This window comes from Chryseobacterium artocarpi (assembly GCF_001684975.1).
GTDB lineage: Bacteria > Bacteroidota > Bacteroidia > Flavobacteriales > Weeksellaceae > Chryseobacterium > Chryseobacterium artocarpi.
Genome location: NZ_MAYH01000045.1, coordinates 389,070 through 408,524 on the forward strand (window position 1 = coordinate 389,070; position 19,455 = coordinate 408,524).

The 19,455-nt window shown below is 35.1% G+C and carries 19 protein-coding genes; 9 read left to right on the forward strand and 10 right to left on the reverse strand.

What is annotated here, in order from left to right:
- Positions 1-63: 63 nt before the first annotated feature.
- From BBI01_RS16585 to BBI01_RS16605, 5 genes are all read right to left on the reverse strand, one after another.
- Positions 64-402 (reverse strand): hypothetical protein, encoded by a 339-nt coding sequence (locus BBI01_RS16585; RefSeq protein ID WP_065395753.1) that lies wholly within the window; start codon positions 400-402, stop codon positions 64-66.
- A 58-nt stretch (positions 403-460) separates the two neighbouring features.
- Complete coding sequence (locus BBI01_RS16590; RefSeq protein WP_065395754.1) at positions 461-2,506, reverse strand: S9 family peptidase; 2,046 nt, start codon at positions 2,504-2,506, stop codon at positions 461-463.
- Between the two features lie 128 nt (positions 2,507-2,634).
- The gene (locus BBI01_RS16595; RefSeq protein ID WP_065395755.1) at positions 2,635-4,581 is read right to left on the reverse strand and encodes a T9SS type A sorting domain-containing protein; all 1,947 of its coding nucleotides are present in this window, start codon (positions 4,579-4,581) and stop codon (positions 2,635-2,637) included.
- Between the two features lie 170 nt (positions 4,582-4,751).
- Complete coding sequence (locus BBI01_RS16600; RefSeq protein WP_065395995.1) at positions 4,752-5,492, reverse strand: uroporphyrinogen-III synthase; 741 nt, start codon at positions 5,490-5,492, stop codon at positions 4,752-4,754.
- Between the two features lie 12 nt (positions 5,493-5,504).
- On the reverse strand, positions 5,505-6,173 hold the full coding sequence (locus tag BBI01_RS16605) for a DUF4271 domain-containing protein (protein WP_083190132.1): 669 nt from the start codon (positions 6,171-6,173) through the stop codon (positions 5,505-5,507).
- 240 nt (positions 6,174-6,413) lie between these two features.
- Here BBI01_RS16605 and BBI01_RS16610 point away from each other — a divergent pair, with 240 nt between their 5' ends.
- The 4 genes from BBI01_RS16610 (at position 6,414) to BBI01_RS16625 (ending at position 9,812) form a co-directional block, all read left to right on the forward strand.
- Positions 6,414-7,130 (forward strand): polyprenol monophosphomannose synthase, encoded by a 717-nt coding sequence (locus tag BBI01_RS16610; RefSeq protein ID WP_065395756.1) that lies wholly within the window; start codon positions 6,414-6,416, stop codon positions 7,128-7,130.
- Positions 7,127-7,495, forward strand: a complete 369-nt coding sequence (locus tag BBI01_RS16615) for a DUF4296 domain-containing protein (protein WP_065395757.1) — start codon at positions 7,127-7,129, stop codon at positions 7,493-7,495. The genes BBI01_RS16610 and BBI01_RS16615 overlap by 4 nt, the downstream gene beginning before the upstream one ends.
- Before the next feature lie 66 nt (positions 7,496-7,561).
- Positions 7,562-8,692 (forward strand): tRNA guanosine(34) transglycosylase Tgt, encoded by a 1,131-nt coding sequence (gene tgt / locus BBI01_RS16620; protein ID WP_065395758.1) that lies wholly within the window; start codon positions 7,562-7,564, stop codon positions 8,690-8,692.
- A gap of 7 nt (positions 8,693-8,699) precedes the next feature.
- Positions 8,700-9,812, forward strand: coding sequence for an LptF/LptG family permease (locus tag BBI01_RS16625; RefSeq protein WP_065395759.1), 1,113 nt, complete (start codon positions 8,700-8,702; stop codon positions 9,810-9,812).
- On the opposite strand, the gene BBI01_RS16630 is transcribed toward BBI01_RS16625, so the two are convergent.
- The gene (locus BBI01_RS16630; protein WP_065395760.1) at positions 9,806-10,519 is read right to left on the reverse strand and encodes a biotin--[acetyl-CoA-carboxylase] ligase; all 714 of its coding nucleotides are present in this window, start codon (positions 10,517-10,519) and stop codon (positions 9,806-9,808) included. The two genes, BBI01_RS16625 and BBI01_RS16630, sit on opposite strands and share 7 nt — an antisense overlap.
- A gap of 87 nt (positions 10,520-10,606) precedes the next feature.
- Here BBI01_RS16630 and rsfS point away from each other — a divergent pair, with 87 nt between their 5' ends.
- The 5 genes from rsfS to BBI01_RS16655 all read left to right on the forward strand — a co-directional run bounded on the left by rsfS (position 10,607) and on the right by BBI01_RS16655 (position 15,287).
- Entirely contained in the window at positions 10,607-10,972 is a 366-nt protein-coding gene (gene rsfS, locus BBI01_RS16635) for a ribosome silencing factor (RefSeq protein ID WP_065395761.1), read from the forward strand.
- A gap of 21 nt (positions 10,973-10,993) precedes the next feature.
- Positions 10,994-13,015: an ATP-dependent zinc metalloprotease FtsH gene (gene ftsH, locus BBI01_RS16640; RefSeq protein WP_065395762.1), complete on the forward strand. Its 2,022-nt coding sequence runs from the start codon at positions 10,994-10,996 to the stop codon at positions 13,013-13,015.
- A gap of 135 nt (positions 13,016-13,150) precedes the next feature.
- Positions 13,151-13,732 carry an LUD domain-containing protein gene (locus tag BBI01_RS16645; RefSeq protein ID WP_065395763.1) on the forward strand — a complete coding sequence of 194 codons (582 nt, stop codon included), beginning with the start codon at positions 13,151-13,153 and terminating at the stop codon, positions 13,730-13,732.
- A gap of 24 nt (positions 13,733-13,756) precedes the next feature.
- Entirely contained in the window at positions 13,757-14,629 is an 873-nt protein-coding gene (locus BBI01_RS16650) for a phosphatidate cytidylyltransferase (protein WP_065395764.1), read from the forward strand.
- Between the two features lie 4 nt (positions 14,630-14,633).
- Entirely contained in the window at positions 14,634-15,287 is a 654-nt protein-coding gene (locus BBI01_RS16655; protein WP_065395765.1) for a phosphatidylserine decarboxylase family protein, read from the forward strand.
- 139 nt (positions 15,288-15,426) lie between these two features.
- Here BBI01_RS16655 and BBI01_RS16660 read toward each other — a convergent pair whose 3' ends face one another.
- The 4 genes from BBI01_RS16660 to BBI01_RS16675 form a co-directional block, all read right to left on the reverse strand.
- On the reverse strand, positions 15,427-15,777 hold the full coding sequence (locus BBI01_RS16660) for a DUF1801 domain-containing protein (protein ID WP_065395766.1): 351 nt from the start codon (positions 15,775-15,777) through the stop codon (positions 15,427-15,429).
- 21 nt (positions 15,778-15,798) lie between these two features.
- Positions 15,799-17,637, reverse strand: a complete 1,839-nt coding sequence (locus BBI01_RS16665; RefSeq protein ID WP_065395767.1) for an ABC transporter ATP-binding protein — start codon at positions 17,635-17,637, stop codon at positions 15,799-15,801.
- 344 nt (positions 17,638-17,981) lie between these two features.
- A complete protein-coding gene (locus tag BBI01_RS16670; RefSeq protein ID WP_065395768.1) occupies positions 17,982-18,902 on the reverse strand; it encodes a M28 family metallopeptidase in 921 nt (306 codons plus the stop codon).
- A gap of 107 nt (positions 18,903-19,009) precedes the next feature.
- Entirely contained in the window at positions 19,010-19,399 is a 390-nt protein-coding gene (locus BBI01_RS16675) for a DUF4293 family protein (protein WP_065395769.1), read from the reverse strand.
- Positions 19,400-19,455 lie beyond the last annotated feature (56 nt).

Sequence of the window (19,455 nt, forward strand, 5' to 3'; positions counted from 1 at the left end):
TGCTTTTTTGATAATTAAGACATTCTTTTATTATCAAATTTTCAAATTTCAACATTTTTAAATTTAGATTAATTCCTCCTCCTGAAAGTACTGAATAATCGCTTTTTTCATAAGCAAGGACTGTTCATTAGGTCTTAATTCCGGAAGTTCTTCTAACTTTTCGAATTGAGGCCATCCGTCTTCATAGTGAGTGAATTTATAATATCCAAAAGGTTCAAGCAATCTGCATACTGCAATATGAATGAGATTTACTTTGTCATCCTTTGTATATTTCTGCTGCCCGCTTCCCAGTTCTTGTAAGCCTATTAAAAACAATAAAGTTTCAATAGGAGGATTCTTTTCCGTTTGAAAATTGTCTTCAAAGAACTGTTCTATTTTTTTCCAGTATTCTGCTTCGTTCATATGTTGATATCTGTCACTTTTTATAATGACGATATATTTTTAAAAATTATTGTTTTCCTTAATTATTTTTATCAATCTTCAATAAGAATGCATACTCTAATGCATCTTCTTTTAGTGATTCAAATCTGCCGCTTGCTCCTCCGTGTCCAGAACTCATATCAGTCTTAAATACCAGAATATTATTGTCTGTTTTTAATTCTCTAAGTTTTGCAGTCCATTTTGCTGGTTCCCAATATTGTACCTGAGAATCATGGAATCCTGTTGTGATCAGCATATGTGGGTAATCCTTGGCTTCTACATTATCATAGGGAGAATATTCTTTCATATAATGATAATACTCCTCATCGTTTGGATTTCCCCATTCATCATACTCTCCGGTTGTTAACGGGATTGTATCGTCCAACATTGTAGAAACGACATCCACAAAAGGAACCTGAGCTACAATTCCGTTGAATAATTCAGGCTCGTAGTTAACAACAGCTCCTACTAATAGACCTCCGGCACTTCCACCCATTGCGTAAAGATGTTTTGATGAAGTATAGTTTTCTTTGATTAAATATTTCCCGGCATCAATAAAGTCGAAGAACGTATTTTTCTTGAATAACATTTTTCCATCCTCATACCATTCTCTACCTAGATATTCACCACCTCTGATGTGAGCAATGGCATAAATAAATCCACGGTCAAGGATTGACAATCTTACATTGGAAAAACTTGCATCTACAGTATGTCCATAACTTCCATAACCATATAAAAGAAGAGGAGTATCAGCTGACTTTTTCGTGTCTTTATGATAAACCAAAGAAATAGGAATCTTCGTTTCTCCGTCTCTGGAATCTGCCCAGATTCTTTCTGAAATATAATTTTCAGGAATAAATTTTCCGCCCAAAACTTCCTGTTGCTTCAAGAGCTTGGTCGTTTTGTCTTTCATATTATATTCATAGGTAGAGCTTGGCTGCGTCAAAGAAGTATAACCATAGCGTAAAACTTCAGTGTCAAACTCTAGATTGATTCCTATGTAAGTCGTATAAGTAGGATCAGAGAAAGGAAGATAATGAGATTCCTGTGTTTTTTCGTCAATAATTTTGATTTGAAGTAAACCTCTTTCTCTTTCTTCAAGAACCAGATAATCTTTGAAAATTTCAAAACCTTCCAACAGAACTTCAGCACGGTGAGGGATTACATCCACCCAGTTTTCCATACCACAGTTTTCAATCTTTGTTTTAACGATTTTAAAGTTTGTAGCATCATCAGCATTGGTGATGATATAGAACTCATCTTCGTAATGTTCCACTGAATATTCAAGATCATCAATTCTTGGCTGGATCACCGTCCAGTCTGCAAAAACATTGTCAGAAGGAATAAAGTGATGTTCATCCGAAATTGTGCTTGAGCTTGCGATGAAAATGTATTTTAAAGACTTGGTTTTAAAAACGTTTACGTCAAAAGTTTCGTCTTTTTCATGGAAGATTAGAACATCTTCAGAAGAGTCTGTTCCCAATTGGTGTCTATATACCTGGAATGCGCGAAGGCTTTTATCTTTTCTGATGTAAAAAATATGCTTATTATCATTAGCCCAAACTGCTTTTCCTGTAGTATTAAGGATTTTATCATCAAGGATTTCACCTGTTTTCAGGTTTTTGAAATTTAAGGTATAGATCCTTCTTCCCACATTGTCTGATGAAAACGAAGCTAGTTCATTATTAGGACTTACCGCTACACTTCCGACTTCAAAAAAATCTTCACCTTCTGCTAAAACATTAACGTCAAGTACAATCTCTTCAGAGTTGTCTAAGCTCTTATGTTTTCTACAGAAAATAGGGTATTCTTTGCCTTCTTCATAACGTACAATGTACCAATATTCATTAAAAAAATAAGGCAGAGATTCATCATCCTTTTTATAACGCGCTTTCATCTCTTCGAAAAGCTCTTCCTGAAGCTCTTCGGTATCTTTCATGATGAATTCCTCATAGGCATTTTCCTCTTCAAGATATTTGATGACTTCGGGATTTTCCCTTTCATTAAGCCAGAAGTAATGATCTGTTCTTCTGTCACCATGGATTTCCAGTATTTTTTCTATTTTTTTTGCCTGTGGAGCTTTCATCCTATATTTTTAGTTGTTTGCATTCTGTATATTTTACAGATATGCTATATTCAATGTTAATTCTTGTTCAAATATAAGAAAGGCTACCAAATTTTTGATAGCCTTTTTATTAATATTAGATAGCAGGGTTATTTTTTAATTGCTTTAATTGTTTTTTTACTTCCGTCTTTCATCGTTAAGGTTACAAAATAAAGACCTTCTTTTAAATCATTAAGATAAAGAGAGGCTGTAGGTTTATCTATAGTTTTGACCATTCTTCCTGCAGTATCTGTAATGAAAATTGAATTTACATTAGAAATATCGGATATCGTGAGGATATCATTAAAAGGATTAGGGAACGCTGTAATCTCCTTTCCATTTTTAGAAGTTTCGTGAGTGGATAATATAGAATCATCGTATGCTGAAATTAGGAAATTTCCGTTGTGGCTATATGGATTGTGTTTCCATACACTTATATACAATGCAGTACCAGGAGTCTGTGATGTTAAAAATACAGAAGGATCAAAGCCCTGTTTGCATTCAATTTCAGTTAAAGAAGTGCAATCTCCATTATATACGGTAATTATTGGATCATAAAACGGTGAATCGGGAGCGTCATTTGTTTCTATTGTAAGATTTCCACTTGCTGGAACAATAACTTTAAACCAAACATTGTCTTTTGCCTCTGAATTACAACTAGGTAAAGTACCATCAGTAGAGGCTTCTGCATTGGTAGAAGTAATTACATTTGAATCAAAATCGGGTCCTACTGTTAAAAGTGTTGCCTGGGAGCAGTTATCATTAATAGGTGGGATAGGATCGTAAGTGGAAATTTGAAACTTTCCATCTTCAATATCTTGATCTTTTTTCCAGACACTAATATATATGGTTGTACCTGGTACTTGATCTGTTAGTAATATGGATGAATAATCATAATCAACACTACAACCTATTTCAATTAAAGAATCACATGTGCCGGTATAAGCACTAATGGTTGGGCTATGAAATAAAGATTCGGGAATGTTTTTGGTTACTATTTTTAACTGACCACTTTGAGGGATTACTGCGGTGAACCAAATATTATTAATAGAATATGGGTTACACGAAGGTGGGGTTCCATCACTAGTAGCTTCAAAATTATTGGTAGTGATTGCCCCTGAATCAAAATCAGTTCCTACTGTTAAAGGCTTTGCATTTGAGCAGTCATCATTTGCTGGAGGTATAGGATCATAAGCTGAAATTTGAAACTCCCTGTCGTCTATGTAAGAATCTTCTTTCGATGCACTTATGTAGATGACTGAACCCGGTGTTTGTCCTATTAATGTTATTGTTGAATTCGCATTGGTATTACAATCAATCTCTGTTAAAGAATCGCAGGTACCATTATAGGCAGTAAGTGTAATTCCATAAAGTGATGAATTACTTGTGCTTAATGTAGTGACTTTAAGATTTCCACTTTGAGGAACTACTGCTGTAAACCATATGTTGTTTAATGCATTTGGTGCACATGAAGGAGTTGGACCGTCAGTTGTTGCTCCCGTATTGTCTACGGTGGTTGCTCCAGTTGAAAAATCAACTCCTACTGTTAAAGATTTGGCTTCTGAACAGTTATCATTAGTAGGCGGAAAGGGTTCATAAGCAGAAATTTGGAAATCTCCATTGTCTATTTCTGAATTATATTTCCATACACTTATATATAAAATGGCTCCTGGAGTCTGCCCTGTTAATTGGATCTTTGAAAGACTATTTTCATTACTATAATTATCATCATTACAGCTGACTTGGCTGAGAGAGCCACAGGTTCCACTGTATACGGTAAGTACAGAATCATCAAACGCAGAGTTGTCTATTTTACGTGTTTCTATGGTGATTTTCCCACTTTGAGGTACTACAGCAGTAAACCATACGTTATCTACAGCATCTGAAGCGCAGGAAGGAAGCTCTCCATCAGTCGTAGCTCCTAAATTGCTAGAGGTAACCACACTTGAACTGAAACTTGTTCCTACATTTAGAGAGGTTGCTTCTGAACAATTGTCGTTTTGGGCACTGACAAATACAATTGTCAATAAAAATAGACAAAATAATAATTTTCTCATTCTAAAAGTTTTTTTAAATATATATAAAAAAGACTGTCAATAGGGGAAAGGGGATAATATTCTAACTATTTGATTTTTGCTGTGAAAATGTTAATTCTTGGTTTGTTTTATAATAAAAAAACCATCCTTTCGTACTGAAAAGATGGTTGATTATTTTATAAAAGTAAAGGCTATTTATGAAGAGCTTTTACATATTTCTCAAGAGCCATTGTCATAGAAGGTGTTTCCTTCGTTGGCGCCATTAAATCTACTTTTAGTCCTGCTTCTTCTGCTGCAGCTAAAGTGGTGTTTCCGAAAACTCCTATTTTGGTTTCATCCTGTTTGAAATCCGGGAAGTTTTGTTGCAGAGACTTTATTCCTTGAGGACTGAAGAAAATCAACATGTCATAATCTTTAATGTTGATATCTGTAAGATCACTACATACCGTACGGTACATGATTGCTCTTGTCCATTCTACATTTGCAGAATCTAAAGTTTTTACAATGTCCGGACTTAAAACATCTGAAGATGGCAATAGATATTTTTCAGTTGGAAACTTTTTGAAAAGAGGAAGCAGATCCGAGAAGTTTTTCTCCCCAAAGCTGATTTTTCTTTTTCTGTACACAATATGCTTCTGAAGGTAGTTGGCTATTGCTTCCGACTGGCAGATATATCTCATTGTATCCGGAACTGCAAAACGCAGCTCTTCTGCAAGTCTGAAGTAATGGTCAATCGCATTTTTACTGGTAAAAATGATACCGGTATATTGCGTCAGATCTATTTTCTGAGTTCTGAGCTCTTTATTGTCAACCCCTTCGACGTGGATAAATGGACGGAAATCAATCTTTATTTTTTCCTTCTTCGCTATATCCAGATATGGAGAAGACTCACTAGGCGCTGGTTGAGAAACCAATATAGACTTTATTCTCATCTTTGACATTTATTAAAAAAATAACAACTTCCAAAGCAGTAATAATGGTGCGATTTGGAGCGTGCAAATATACAAAAATTTATAATACCATTTCTCCGGAAGAATCTTGTTCTTGTGAAATAAATAGAAAAAAACTTTGAAAATGAATACAAAAGAAAAGAAGGAGACATAATATAAGAATATTTTATTTCTGTCTATAGGGAAGTAATAATGCGTGATACACAAGATTATTAGTAAAAAAGACAGAATAAAATAAAATTTTGTAGAGGTGAAATAAAATATAGTCCATTTTTTTCCATCCCCTATACTTTGATAAAATAAAAAACCTAAAGCAGACTTTGTTAAATAAAAAAAGATTACCGCCAATAAAGTATAACCAAACTTATTAAGCTGATATCCTCCAACCTGTAAATCCGCAATATATTTGGGAACTACCGGAATATACTGTGAAATCAGTACAGATAGTGTAAGCGTGATCACACATGAAGTAATGATCCAGCTTGGCAGGTTATTACTGGCATCAAAATACTTTTGAAGCAGAAAATCCTTAAGACTGGCATCTCTTTCTATAATGTTCATCATGAAAACATATAAAAATATACAGCCTACTAGTATAAAAATTACCCAATCATTGTTCTCAGGTATTCTTACATGGTTGATGAAGTTTTGTGATGACGGCAAATTTTAAGTTTTTTATTTTTTTATTTAACGATAAATAACACAACTTGGCATAGATTTTCTTTATTGCTTCACTTATGAAATTTATGCTAAAGTATATTTCCCCAATGATTTTCACACTATTCAAAACTGATAAATAAAGTTCCTGATGTAATGATATAATCTCTGAGTAATATTTTTGCAAAATTATAGATTATTTTGTATAAAATAAAAAGGTTAAATAAACTATCTTTGCAAACTGAAATGAAAAAACTCGTCATCATCCCAACGTATAACGAAAAGGAAAATATTGAAAATATTATTTCCGCGGTTTTTGCATTGGAGGATGACTTTCATATCTTAGTAGTAGATGACTCTTCTCCAGACGGAACAGCAGAAGTAGTAAAAGAATTACAAAGAAAATATTCCCACCACTTACACTTGTCTATAAGGCATATTAAAGACGGTTTGGGAAAAGCATACATTCACGGGTTTAAGTGGGCTATTGAGAATAAATATGACTATATTTTTGAAATGGATGCCGACTTTTCTCATAATCCGAATGATCTCCCTAAACTTTTTGAAGCATGCCTGAATGCTGATATGGCAATCGGGTCCCGTTATTCAAAAGGAGTAAATGTAGTAAACTGGCCTATGGGAAGAGTGCTGCTGTCTTACTTCGCTTCAAAATATGTGAGATTTATTCTAGGACTTCCTATTCATGATACCACAGCCGGTTTTGTTTGTTTCTCACGTAAAGTGCTGGAAGAAATAGGATTAGATAATGTGAAGCTGAAAGGATATGGGTTTCAGATTGAAATGAAATTCAGAGCTTATAAAAAAGGCTTCAAAATTGTAGAAGTTCCTATTATATTTACCAATAGAATTTTAGGAGAAAGCAAAATGAACGGCGGAATTATCCATGAAGCTGTTTTTGGTGTTTTAAATCTGAAATGGAAATCAATTATTAACAGGCTATGAAAAAACTGATCTTTATTTTCGTTTTGCTGACTATGTTTTCATGCAGCGATTATATCGATAAGCCTAAAAACCTGATCGATCAGGATGTGATGGCTGAAGTGATTGCTGATCTTATGATTAATGACCAGGCTATTTTTACATATCAGGACAAAAACATGGAAGCAGGTACACGTTTCGTTTTGAAATCTCATAACGTAAAACCAAGCGACTTTACAGAAAGTTTCAAATATTACGTGATCAAAGAGAAAATGAACGACATCACAAATAATGCGCAGGAAATTTTACTCAAAAAAGATCCGAAGGCAGAGAAATACGTTAAAGAAAAATTGAAACAAAGCGGAAACACATCCTCTTTTGTACAATAAATAAATGATGAAGTTGGGTTTTCCCAAAAAAGATCGCTGATGGCGGTGAATTAAAATAGTATACAGATGAAATTTTTTAATATAGAAAAAACCTCTGAAGGAAAAGCTAGGGCAGGGGAGATTACTACAGACCACGGAAAGATTCAAACTCCTATTTTTATGCCTGTAGGAACTGTTGCAAGTGTAAAGACAGTTCATCAGAGAGAATTAAAAGAAGACATTAAAGCTCAGATTATTCTGGGAAATACTTACCACCTTTACTTGCGTCCAGGAATGGAAACAATGCAGGATGCCGGTGGATTACATAAATTCATGAACTGGGACCTTCCTATTCTTACAGACTCAGGAGGTTTTCAGGTATTTTCATTAGCAAGTAACAGAAAAATGACAGAAGAAGGTGCGAGATTCAAATCTCACATCGATGGAAGCTATCATATGTTTTCTCCTGAAAGATCAATGGAAATCCAAAGACAGATCGGAGCAGATATTTTCATGGCTTTTGACGAATGTACACCTTATCCTTGCGATTATAACCAGGCAAAATCATCAATGGAGCTTACACACCGTTGGTTGAAGAGATGTATTGAATGGACAAATGATAATCCTGAACTTTACGGACATAAGCAAAGACTTTTTCCAATTGTTCAGGGATCTACATACTCAGATCTTAGAAAAATCTCTGCGGAAGTGATTTCTGAAGCCGGAGCAGAAGGAAATGCTATCGGAGGACTTTCTGTAGGAGAACCTGAAGAAGAAATGTATAGAATTACCGATGAAGTAACAGACATTCTTCCAAAAGAAAAACCAAGATACCTTATGGGTGTAGGGACTCCTTGGAATATCCTTGAATCTATCGGATTGGGAATCGATATGATGGATTGTGTAATGCCGACCAGAAATGCCAGAAACGCAATGCTTTTCACTTGGCAGGGGGTAATGAACCTTAGAAATGAAAAATGGAAGCGTGACTTCTCGCCTTTGGATGAATTCGGAACCAGTTTTGTGGATAAAGAATATTCAAAAGCGTATCTTCGCCACCTCTTTGTTTCCAAAGAATATCTGGCAAAACAGATTGCTTCAATACATAATCTTGCTTTCTATCTTGATCTGGTAAAAGTAGCAAGAGAACACATCCTTGCAGGAGATTTCTATGAGTGGAAAAATTCTGTAGTACCAATTCTTAGACAAAGACTGTAATAAAGATATGCTTAAAATTGTAGACAAATATATTATCAAGAAATACCTTGGAACTTTTAGTTTCATGCTGGTACTATTGTCTATAGTGGTGCTTGTCATCGATGTACAGCAAAAAATCCCAAGGATTGAAAATGCAAAAGCCCTTGATTCAAAGCTTGATCTGGGGTATTTTCTTATTCATTTCTATCCTTTCTGGATCATCAATCTTGTGGTGACATTCCTTTCCATTCTTGTATTTATTACAGTGATTTATTTCACTTCAAGAATGGCAAATAATACTGAAATTGTAGCGATTATCAGTAGTGGAGCAAGTTTTCACAGATTCTCGAAACCTTATTTGTATACATCCATTTTAATTGCAATGATAGCGCTTTTGGTATATCACATGATACTTCCTTGGGCAAATATTAAAAAGAACGAGTTGGAAGCTTATACCTATAATGCAGCCAATAAAGAAAAGATATTGGGAACTGCTCCTGCTTCCTCACAGCTTAGTAAAACCGAATATATCTTTGTAGACTCTTGGAATAAAAGAGAAAAAAGAGGTTCCGGGTTTGTTTATCAGAAGTTTGATAAAGGCAGAAAAATGACGTACGAGCTTAAGGCAAGTGATGTATATTGGGACCAGGAGAAAAAACAGTTTGTCTTAAATAATTACTACGAAAAGACCATTAATAAAGATAATTCAGAAAAATTAGGTAATGGAACAGAGCTTAGGAAAAACTACGGACATGCACCGGAAGAACTTTTCCCGAATGAGCTTTTAGGACAAAATAAAACCACTCCGGAGCTTCTGAAATTTATCGAAAGAGAAAAAGCAAGAGGAAACAGTAATCTGAATTCTTACCTGAATGAACTTCATCAGAGGACTTCTATGCCTGTTTCCATCATTATACTTACTTTCTTGGCACTTTCCCTGTCGTCTCAGAAGAAGAGAGGAGGATTGGGAATTAACCTTGCCATAGGTATTTCATTGGCATTCCTTTTTGTATTCTCATTTGAGGCTTTAAAAGTGGTTTCAGAAAACAAAAGCTTATCACCAGCATTGGCGATGTGGTTGCCGAATCTTGTATTCCTTCCCCTTACCCTTTATCTTTACCTTAAAAGAGCCAATCAGTAAAGGAGTTTTACTTCTTTGTGATAAAAAGAATGCATTCCGTCTTCCAGTTCGATCCAAAGCTCACCTTTGTCATCTGCCTTTCGGATAATGCCATTTTGTCTTTCTTTGTCAATTTCAAAGACAGATATGGTGTCTTTTCTGAAAAGATTTTCATTAAATCTGTCTAAAATTTCCTGGTCATTCGGAATGTTTTTCAGTTTTTCAGAAAGAAATTTATGGTAGCTTAAAGCAAAGTCTTCAAGGTCAAATACCTTACCTGTTTGTGTCAGAAGTGAACCTGCGTTGGATATTTCTTCAAATTTATCCTGAAGAATATTGATCCCGGTTCCGATGATGAAATAATTATTTTGACTAATTTTTTTCTTTTCAATTAGAATTCCTACGATTTTTTTACCTTTAAGGATGATGTCATTCGGCCATTTAATCTTCACATCATTATCAGCCAAATTGGCAAGGAAATCCCTGACAATAATTGCGGTATAATAATTGAATATAAAGTCGGAGCACAGGATGTTTTGGGTATTCACTGCCAGCGTATATGCCAGGTTTTTTCCGGCAGTCTGAGTCCATACATTTCCATACTGACCACGACCTTTTGTTTGATTGAAAGTATGCAATCCAATAAAATCTGAATTTTCATAAAGTAAAAACTTTGATATTTCGTCATTAGTAGAAGAACATTCTTTCAGAGAGAATAGTTGACTCATTTAAGAAAACTTTAAGACATTAAGGGAGTAAAAGTAAGGTTAAAGTAAAGAAAAAACAATAAATTTGCAGATTATAGTATTTTTTTAATGAATAAAACAGCAGAAAAACAAGCACTAATAGATAAAATCGTTGAAGCACTTCAAGATGTAAAAGGTGAAGATATTATGATCTTTGATCTTTCTAATATTGAAAACTCAGTGGCGGAAACGTTCGTAATATGTAGCGGTAACTCGAATACACAGGTTGCGGCATTAGCGGGTAGTGTAGAGAAAAAAGTGAGAAACGATCTTAAAGACAGACCTTGGCACGTAGAAGGTACGGAAAATGCAATGTGGGTATTGGTAGATTACGTTTCGGTAGTGGTTCATATATTTCAAAAAGATGTACGTGAGTACTATGATATAGAAGAGCTTTGGGGTGACGCAGTCATTACCAAAATTGAAAATGAATAATAAAAATTTTAAAAAGTATAAATGAATAACAAAGGATTCAACTGGTTCTTTCCTATTGTAATCGTAGCTCTTTTGCTATATTTTGGCTCCAATTTCTTAGGAGGAGATGTTGCAAAATCTATTGATGAAGATGGTTTCTTTAGAGAAATGCAGGCGGGGAAAGTCCAAAATATAATTATATACAAAGACATAGAGAAAGCTGATGTTTTCCTTACCAAAGAAGCGAAATCAGCAATGGTTTCTAAAACAGCTAAAGAAAACAACCCTCTTTCCGCATTTGAAATGGCTCCTAAAGCAGATTATTCTGTAAAATTTGGAGACCTTCAGCTTTTCCTTCAAAAATTTGAACAAATCAAAGCTACGGATCCTGCTATTAAAACAGCTAAAGATTACGGAGCAGGTAAAAGTCCTTTCGCAGATATTTTAATATCCGCATTGATTTGGATTGCTATCTTAGGATTATTCTACTTCCTTCTGTTCAGAAAGATGGGCGGCGGCGGAGGTCCTGGCGGACAGATCTTCTCTATCGGGAAATCTAAAGCTAAGCTTTTCGACGAAAAAGAAAGAATTCAGGTAACATTTAAAGATGTTGCAGGATTGGAAGGTGCCAAAGAAGAAGTTCAGGAGGTCGTAGACTTCTTAAAGAACTCTGAAAAATATACAAGATTAGGAGGTAAAATTCCTAAAGGAGTATTATTGGTAGGTCCTCCGGGAACAGGTAAAACCTTATTGGCAAAAGCTGTTGCAGGAGAGGCTAAAGTTCCTTTCTTCTCACTTTCAGGATCAGATTTCGTGGAAATGTTTGTTGGGGTAGGAGCTTCAAGAGTAAGAGATCTTTTTGCTCAGGCTAAAGCTAAATCTCCGGCGATTATCTTCATCGATGAAATTGATGCTATCGGACGTGCAAGAGGGAAAAATAATTTCTCAGGCGGAAACGACGAAAGAGAAAATACATTGAACCAGCTTCTTACTGAAATGGATGGTTTCGGTACCGATACAAACGTTATTGTAATGGCTGCAACCAACAGAGCAGATATCCTTGATAAAGCTTTGATGAGAGCAGGACGTTTTGACCGTTCTATCTATGTAGACCTTCCGGAGCTTCATGAAAGAAGACAGATCTTTGATGTTCATTTGAAAAAAATCAAGCTTGATGATAATGTAGACAGAGAATTCCTTGCTAAGCAAACTCCGGGTTTCAGTGGAGCGGATATTGCAAACGTTTGTAACGAAGCAGCGCTTATTGCAGCAAGAAATAATCATACTTCAGTAACAAAACAGGATTTCCTGGATGCTGTAGACAGAATTATCGGTGGTCTTGAAAAGAAAAATAAAGCAATCAAACCTTCTGAAAAGAGAAGAGTAGCTTATCACGAAGCAGGACACGCAACTATTTCATGGTTAGTAGAGCATGCTTCACCACTTTTAAAAGTGACCATCGTTCCAAGAGGGCGTTCATTAGGAGCAGCGTGGTATCTTCCGGAAGAAAGACAGCTTACAACTACTGAGCAGATGCTGGATGAAATGTGTGCAACATTAGGAGGTAGAGCTGCTGAGCAGGTGATCTTCAATAATATTTCAACAGGAGCACTTTCTGACCTGGAAACTGTTACGAAGAGAGCACAGGCAATGGTAACGATCTACGGATTAAGCCCAAATATCGGTAACATTTCTTACTATGACAGTTCAGGGCAGTCTGAATATTCATTCGGAAAACCTTATTCTGAAGAAACAGCCACTAAGATTGATGCAGAGATCAAATCAATTATTGAAAATCAATATGAGAGAGCGATCAGAATTCTTGCGGATAACAAAGATAAGTTGGATGCTCTTGCGAATAAGCTTCTAGAAAAAGAAGTGATCTTCCGTGAAGACTTAGAAGAAATCTTCGGTAAAAGAGCTTGGGATCCTGAATTGACAGAGAAACCGGTTACCAATACAATTCCTGAAAAAGAACAACTGGAAGTATTGGAAACACCTCAGATTAAAGAAAAAGAGGAAGAAAGCGAAATACAGGCACCAGAAAGCCCAACACAGCTTTAAAATCCTTAAAAAATTGGATATATAAAACCTGACAACTTTAAAATTGTCAGGTTTTTTCATATTTAAGGAGATATTTTGAAATCTATTGTAATTTATTTTCTATTTTTGTATAAAGTTGACTAAAAATAGATTAAGTTGAATTTATTCAAGAGGATTGTAAGCAAACTTACCAACCAGCCTGAGGAAGAAGACAAACAGAGCCTGGAAAAGCTAGGGGACTCGCTGAAAAATGCGGATCTTGACTATAAGTTTGCGCAATTATTTACGCATTCGGGAGGATTTTTTAATTATTGTGCAGATGAAGCGGAAGCTCTACAAACTTTAAATCAAATTATCAAAATAGAAGGTATAAACAACCTGTTCTGTTGGGATAAGGAACTTCAGAACTTCTTAAATGTAGTGAAGTCTCCTTACACTTTAGAACTGCAGCCATCCAACGATGCTGCATTTATCACTTGTGAATACCTGATAGCATATGACGGAAGAATTATGCTTTCTCACAATAATATCCTTCATTATCATTCCTCAAGGCTACCTGAGAAAATTATTATCATAGCCAATGTTTCACAGATTGTAAACAACCTGAATGATGCCATGGGGAAAATAAAAAGGAACGGAAATATCAAGAACCTTACTTCCATCAGCGGAAGCCAGTCTAAAATGGATAGTTCTTCGAATTCCAATACAAAATTGTTTTTATTGCTGCTTGAAGATTAAGCACCCACATCTAAATTTTAAATTTTGGACAAAAACCTCATTCAAAGAACCATTTCAGGTCTAGTTTATGTAGCCATTATCATTCTTTGTACGACTCCACTGGGAGTGCAACTTATCAATAGTGTTTTTCCTGATCTTATTCAGCAACAGTATCTTTATCATGGTTTGATAAGTTTCTTGCTGGTTGTAGGAACATGGGAATGCATTAAAATAATGAAATTCGGAAAAGGATATGAAAAATGGGTTGTTTACCCGTTGGTAATTTTCATCTTCTATATCTTTTCCAAAAGATATTTTCACCACGATTTTTTCTTTGACTTCAGATTAAGTGAGATATTAGCACTGGCATTGATTGCGATTGCTGTAGTGACTTTATTTAATTTTCCGAACGAATTGTATTATGACAGCGGGAAACTGATTTTTACGGTCATTTATGTAGCTCTTCCGTTTAGTTTTGCTTTGGGGTTACCAAAGTTCTCAAGTTATGATCATACTTTTTCACTGGAAGTCCTTTTTCTGTTTATTCTGATATGGAGTAGTGATACTTTTGCTTATCTGGTAGGAAAGTTCTTCGGAAAACATAAAATGGCTCCTAAAATCTCACCTAAAAAAACATGGGAAGGATATGCAGGAGGTGTTGTTTTAACATTGGTTTTATCTTACTTCATAGAACATTATCAGCCTGAGCTTCGTGCGAACTGGATGGTAGTCGGATTTTTGGTGGCTGCTTTTGCTCCACTGGGGGATTTGGTAGAGAGTCAATTGAAAAGAAATTTCGGTGTAAAAGACAGTGGAAACATCATTCCGGGACACGGAGGAGTATTAGATAGGCTGGATAGTTTTATTATCTGCGTTCCTGTCGTATATTTGTACTTTATTTTAGAAAAATTTATTTAGTCTCATGAAATTGCATAGAGAATCAAAAGGAACGATTACGGTAGCAACAATACTTTTTCTAGTATTGGGAGCTTTAGCCATTTATTTCCTTAAAATATGGTCATTATTGATCATCATGCCTTTGTTGGTAATTTACTGTCTGGTATTCTGGTTTTTCAGAGTTCCGAACCGTACTATTCTTGACCACAAAGAGAATGTAATAGCTCCGGTTGACGGAAAAGTAGTAATGATCAAGGAAGTGGAAGAAAATGAATTCCTAAAAGGAAAGGCAATTCAGGTTTCTATCTTCATGTCTCCGCTGAATGTACACATTTGTAGATATCCGGTTACTGGAAAAGTAATCTACAAAAAGTACCACCCAGGGAAATATCTGGTAGCCTGGCATGAAAAATCTTCTACAGAGAATGAAAGAACAACAGTAGCTGTAGAAACTGAAACAAACCATAAAGTGGTATTCAGACAGATTGCAGGATATGTAGCGAGAAGGATCGTGTTCTATTGTAATGAAGGAGATAAGGCTAGTGCCGGACATGAATTCGGGTTTATTAAATTCGGGTCAAGAATGGATGTATTCCTGCCTCTAGACACAGAAATCATCTGTAAGATTGGTGACATTACCAAAGGTGGTTTGGATGTGATCGCTAAATTGAAAGATTAAGATTTATAATCATCATACTAAAGACTGTTCTGAAAAGAGCAGTCTTTTTTGTATGTAAACACTAATTACACTAATGGGTTGCACGAATGTCACTAATAAAAAAAACGGAGATTATCTCCGTTTTTTATAGATTAGAAACTTAAGCTTTAATATACTGCTTTATTTCATCTAATAAGCTTAATATAAAGTCTACAGGTAAATCCTCTTCGGCATCTATTAAAAGAATCTTAAACTTCTTTCTGCCATCCTGGGTAAGCTCCGGGTAATCCAGTTTATCACCATGATAGAAACTCAGGTAGTGTTTTTTATATTTTTTGCTGTAATAAAAATAACACAGCATTTTCTTTTTGTATTTGATAAAGGGAAGTCCAAAGCTGAAAGTTTCTGTAATATTTTCAGGATCTGAAGCCAGAATCGTTTCCCGTAAAAAAAGAAGAGTACTTCTTTCAGGCTCTTCGATTCTGTAGAAATACTCTTGTATTGGGTTCATTTTTATATGATTTTAAAAAAATTAGTCAAAGTTTTGTAGCTCAACAAGCTTGTTGTACATTCCCTTTCTGGCAATAAGATCATGGTGTGTTCCTTGTTCTACAATGGTTCCTTTTTCCATTACTACGATCCAGTCTGCCTTTTGGATGGTTGAAAGTCTGTGGGCAATAACAAGAGAGGTTCTGTTCTCCATCATTTTTTCAAGGGCATCCTGAACGAATCTTTCGGATTCTGTATCCAAGGCTGAAGTAGCTTCGTCAAGGATCATGATCGGTGGGTTTTTCAATACAGCTCTTGCGATAGAAACTCTTTGCTTCTGACCTCCGGAAAGTTTATTTCCATCATCTCCGATATTGGTATCATAACCTTCAGAAAGACCGGTGATAAAAGTGTCTGCATTTGCAATTTTGGCAGCAGCAATTACTTCTTCTCTGGTTGCATCAGGTTTACCCATCAGGATGTTATTGTAAACAGAATCATTGAATAATACGGATTCCTGTGTTACCATTCCAAGAAGCTGGCGGTATTCCTGTAATTTTAAATGTTTAATATCTGTTCCGTCAATTAAGATTTCTCCTTCTGAAACATCATAAAATCTGGCTAAGAGATTGGCAATTGTTGTTTTACCACTTCCACTTTGTCCTACTAAAGCAACAGTTTTTCCTTTTGGAATCGTAAGATTGAAGTTTTTAAGGATCAGATTGGCTTTATCATAGTAGAATCCAATGTTCTTAAATTCAATATTATTCTGAAGGGTAGAAATAGAAACAGGTTCTGCAATTTCTTCAATTTTAACATCTGCATCAAGGATTTCCAATACTCTTTTCAGAGAGGCTTCTCCTTTTTGTACGTTAGAAATAGATGAAGATAAAGTTTTTGCCGGTGGTAAGATCTGGAAGAACATTCCTAAAAATACTAAGAAACCTGCTGGTGATAGACTTTGATCAACAATAATCTGTTTTCCTCCATACCATGCAATGATCAAAAAGGTAATAGAACCTAGAAACTCACTCATTGGCGATGCCAATTCCTTCTTTCTTCCCAAGCTCATTGAACTTGAAATCCATCGGTTCATAGATTGCATAAAGCGGCTATCCATGATCTTTTCAGCATTAAATATCTTAATCACCTTTGAAGATTTCAACGTTTCATCTACAATAGAGAAAATAGTTCCCAATTCATGTTGTGCTTCATGAGAATCCTTTTTAAGGCTTTTTCCAATTAAGGCGATCATCGTTCCCATTACAGGAAGTACCAATAAAGAGAAAAGTGTCATTTCCGGACTTACAATAAATAAAGAGATCAAAGTACTGATCAACATAAAAGGAGCGTTGATTAACTCAACTAAACTCCCCAAAATACTTCCTTCAACTTCTCCCACATCATTAGACATACGGGACATCATATCTCCCTTTCTGCTTTCGGTAAAAAAGGAAACAGGTAATGACAGAATTTTTCTGTACATCGCTCCACGCAGATCTTTGGTAACACCTACACGGTAATTGATCAAAAGCAATGCTCCTAAATATCTGAAAACATTTCTTAAAAGGAACATAAAAGCTGTAATAATACACAACCAGGCAAGAACCTTCAGAGAACCGTACTCGGAAACTAAAGATTGTATATAATAAGTGGAATATTGCTTAGCATAAGAGAAGAAGTCTATGATTTCACCGGAATAAACTGGCGCAGCATCTTGTTTTTCTGATTGTATAGTGCCGAAAAGCATCCCTAAAACCGGTAAAATAGTTCCCAGAGAAGCAATCTGAAACACGGAATACAGAATATTGAAAAATAAACTTCCGTAAATATATTTTTGGTGGGGTCTCGCGAACCTCAGAATTTTTTTATACTCGTTCATTCAATGAAAAAATTGGATAGCAAAATTACGCAAAATTAAAAGATAAGACGTTCTTAATCTTGTTTTACTTTAATGGATATGTTTCAAAATATTTGTATTTGTTACAAATGACTGAATTTTAAATGTATAATATCGAAATCCGCATTCTGCATTGATAGGTAAGATGCCTAATTATGGGAAATAGTTTTGCGTAAAAGTATGAAGTAGGAAAGTGGAAGAACACTCAAGGGAAAAGTGTTGAAACCCTTCTGTTTTTAGATGGTATAGCATTTTTTTAGCCACGAATGCACAAATAAAAATAATTCGTGCATTCGTGGCAATTAAAATATAGTATTGAGAAAATTTTAAAATTTCACCTGATCGTTATATTTTGGAGCGAAATTTTTAGGATTCAGTTTTTCCAGCGATTTACCTAAATTATTGATGATCTGCGTCATATTATCAAGGTTTACAACACTCATATCATCCTTTTCATGGTGATAATGAGTTGCTTTTGACATATCAACTGTTGAAAAGGAATGGGCAATAATTTTCTTTTTTACAAAGCTTACATTATCTGAACGGTAAAAAAGCTGTTGTCTGGCATATGGATCAGCATTTATTTTCAATCCATTTACAGCATATTTGTTAAATAGTTCATCAAGATCTGAAAACCCGTCTCCTGTCATGTACAATGCGTTTTTTCCCCATTGAGATTCCGTAGCGACCATTTCAAAATTGAAAAGAGCAGTCATATTATTGTAAATAGGATCAAGATTCTGATCTACAGAAATTGCTTTTGATCCCAGCATTCCTTTTTCTTCTCCATTAAAAGCCATGAAAACCATTGAAAACTCAGGTTTTTTATTTTTGAAATAATCGGCAATACCTACTAAAGTAGTAATTCCGCTGGCATCGTCATCTGCTCCATTATAAATATTGTCACCTTCGTTATTACTGGTCCCGATATGATCAAAATGACCTGAGAATCCTAGAAACTTATTTGCTTTACCCTTTTTTACACCACATACATTGTAGGCAGTTTTTCCTTTGTAATCAAAAGGAATCAGATAAGAATTTCCTGTGCAATATTCAAGGTTGTTTTCTTTGAAAAGATTTGCAATGTAGTGGGCTGCGTTATCGTTTTCAGAAGTTCCGATTTCACGCCCTTTCATTTCGTCAGAGGCAAGTGTTGAAATTACTGTTTTTATTCTTTCCTGTGATACTTCCTGTGCGAAAGTAAAGGCTGAAAACAGAGATAAAGTGAGATAGGTTATTTTTTTCATATGGTGATGATTGATATTATTTTTAATGATTATAAATATCTTGCCGTGTAAAAATAAAAAAACAGCTCCAATAAGGAACTGTTCTCACTCAAAAAATCGTTGTAAGGCTATCGAAGTCTGTCTACAGATTTTACGAGCCTCTCATCTTTACGGACGTATACGTTTGCTATAAGCAGACATATTACCGCAATTAATGGGAAAATCGGCTCAATACCCTTCTCAGGAAAATGAATTCCTCCGGATAAGTTTAGTAACCAGTACGCCAATACACCAATCAACAAAGCGTTTATAATGATGCTGATGGTATTCAGCAAAATTTGTCTTTTTCTGTTTTTGAAACTAAAAATACTTAATGCACCAATGATGACAAGTACTATTGCTCCGATATTAATTACCGGGATAGTGTCTGATAAAACAACATCCTGTCCCGTTATAAAAAGGAAAACAGCAGCTAAAACTGCTAATAAAGTCCATATAGTTTGTATTCTCTGTAGCATTGAATATTAAATTCTTGGCAAAAATAACATAAATTTTGCACAATTCAAAAATAAGT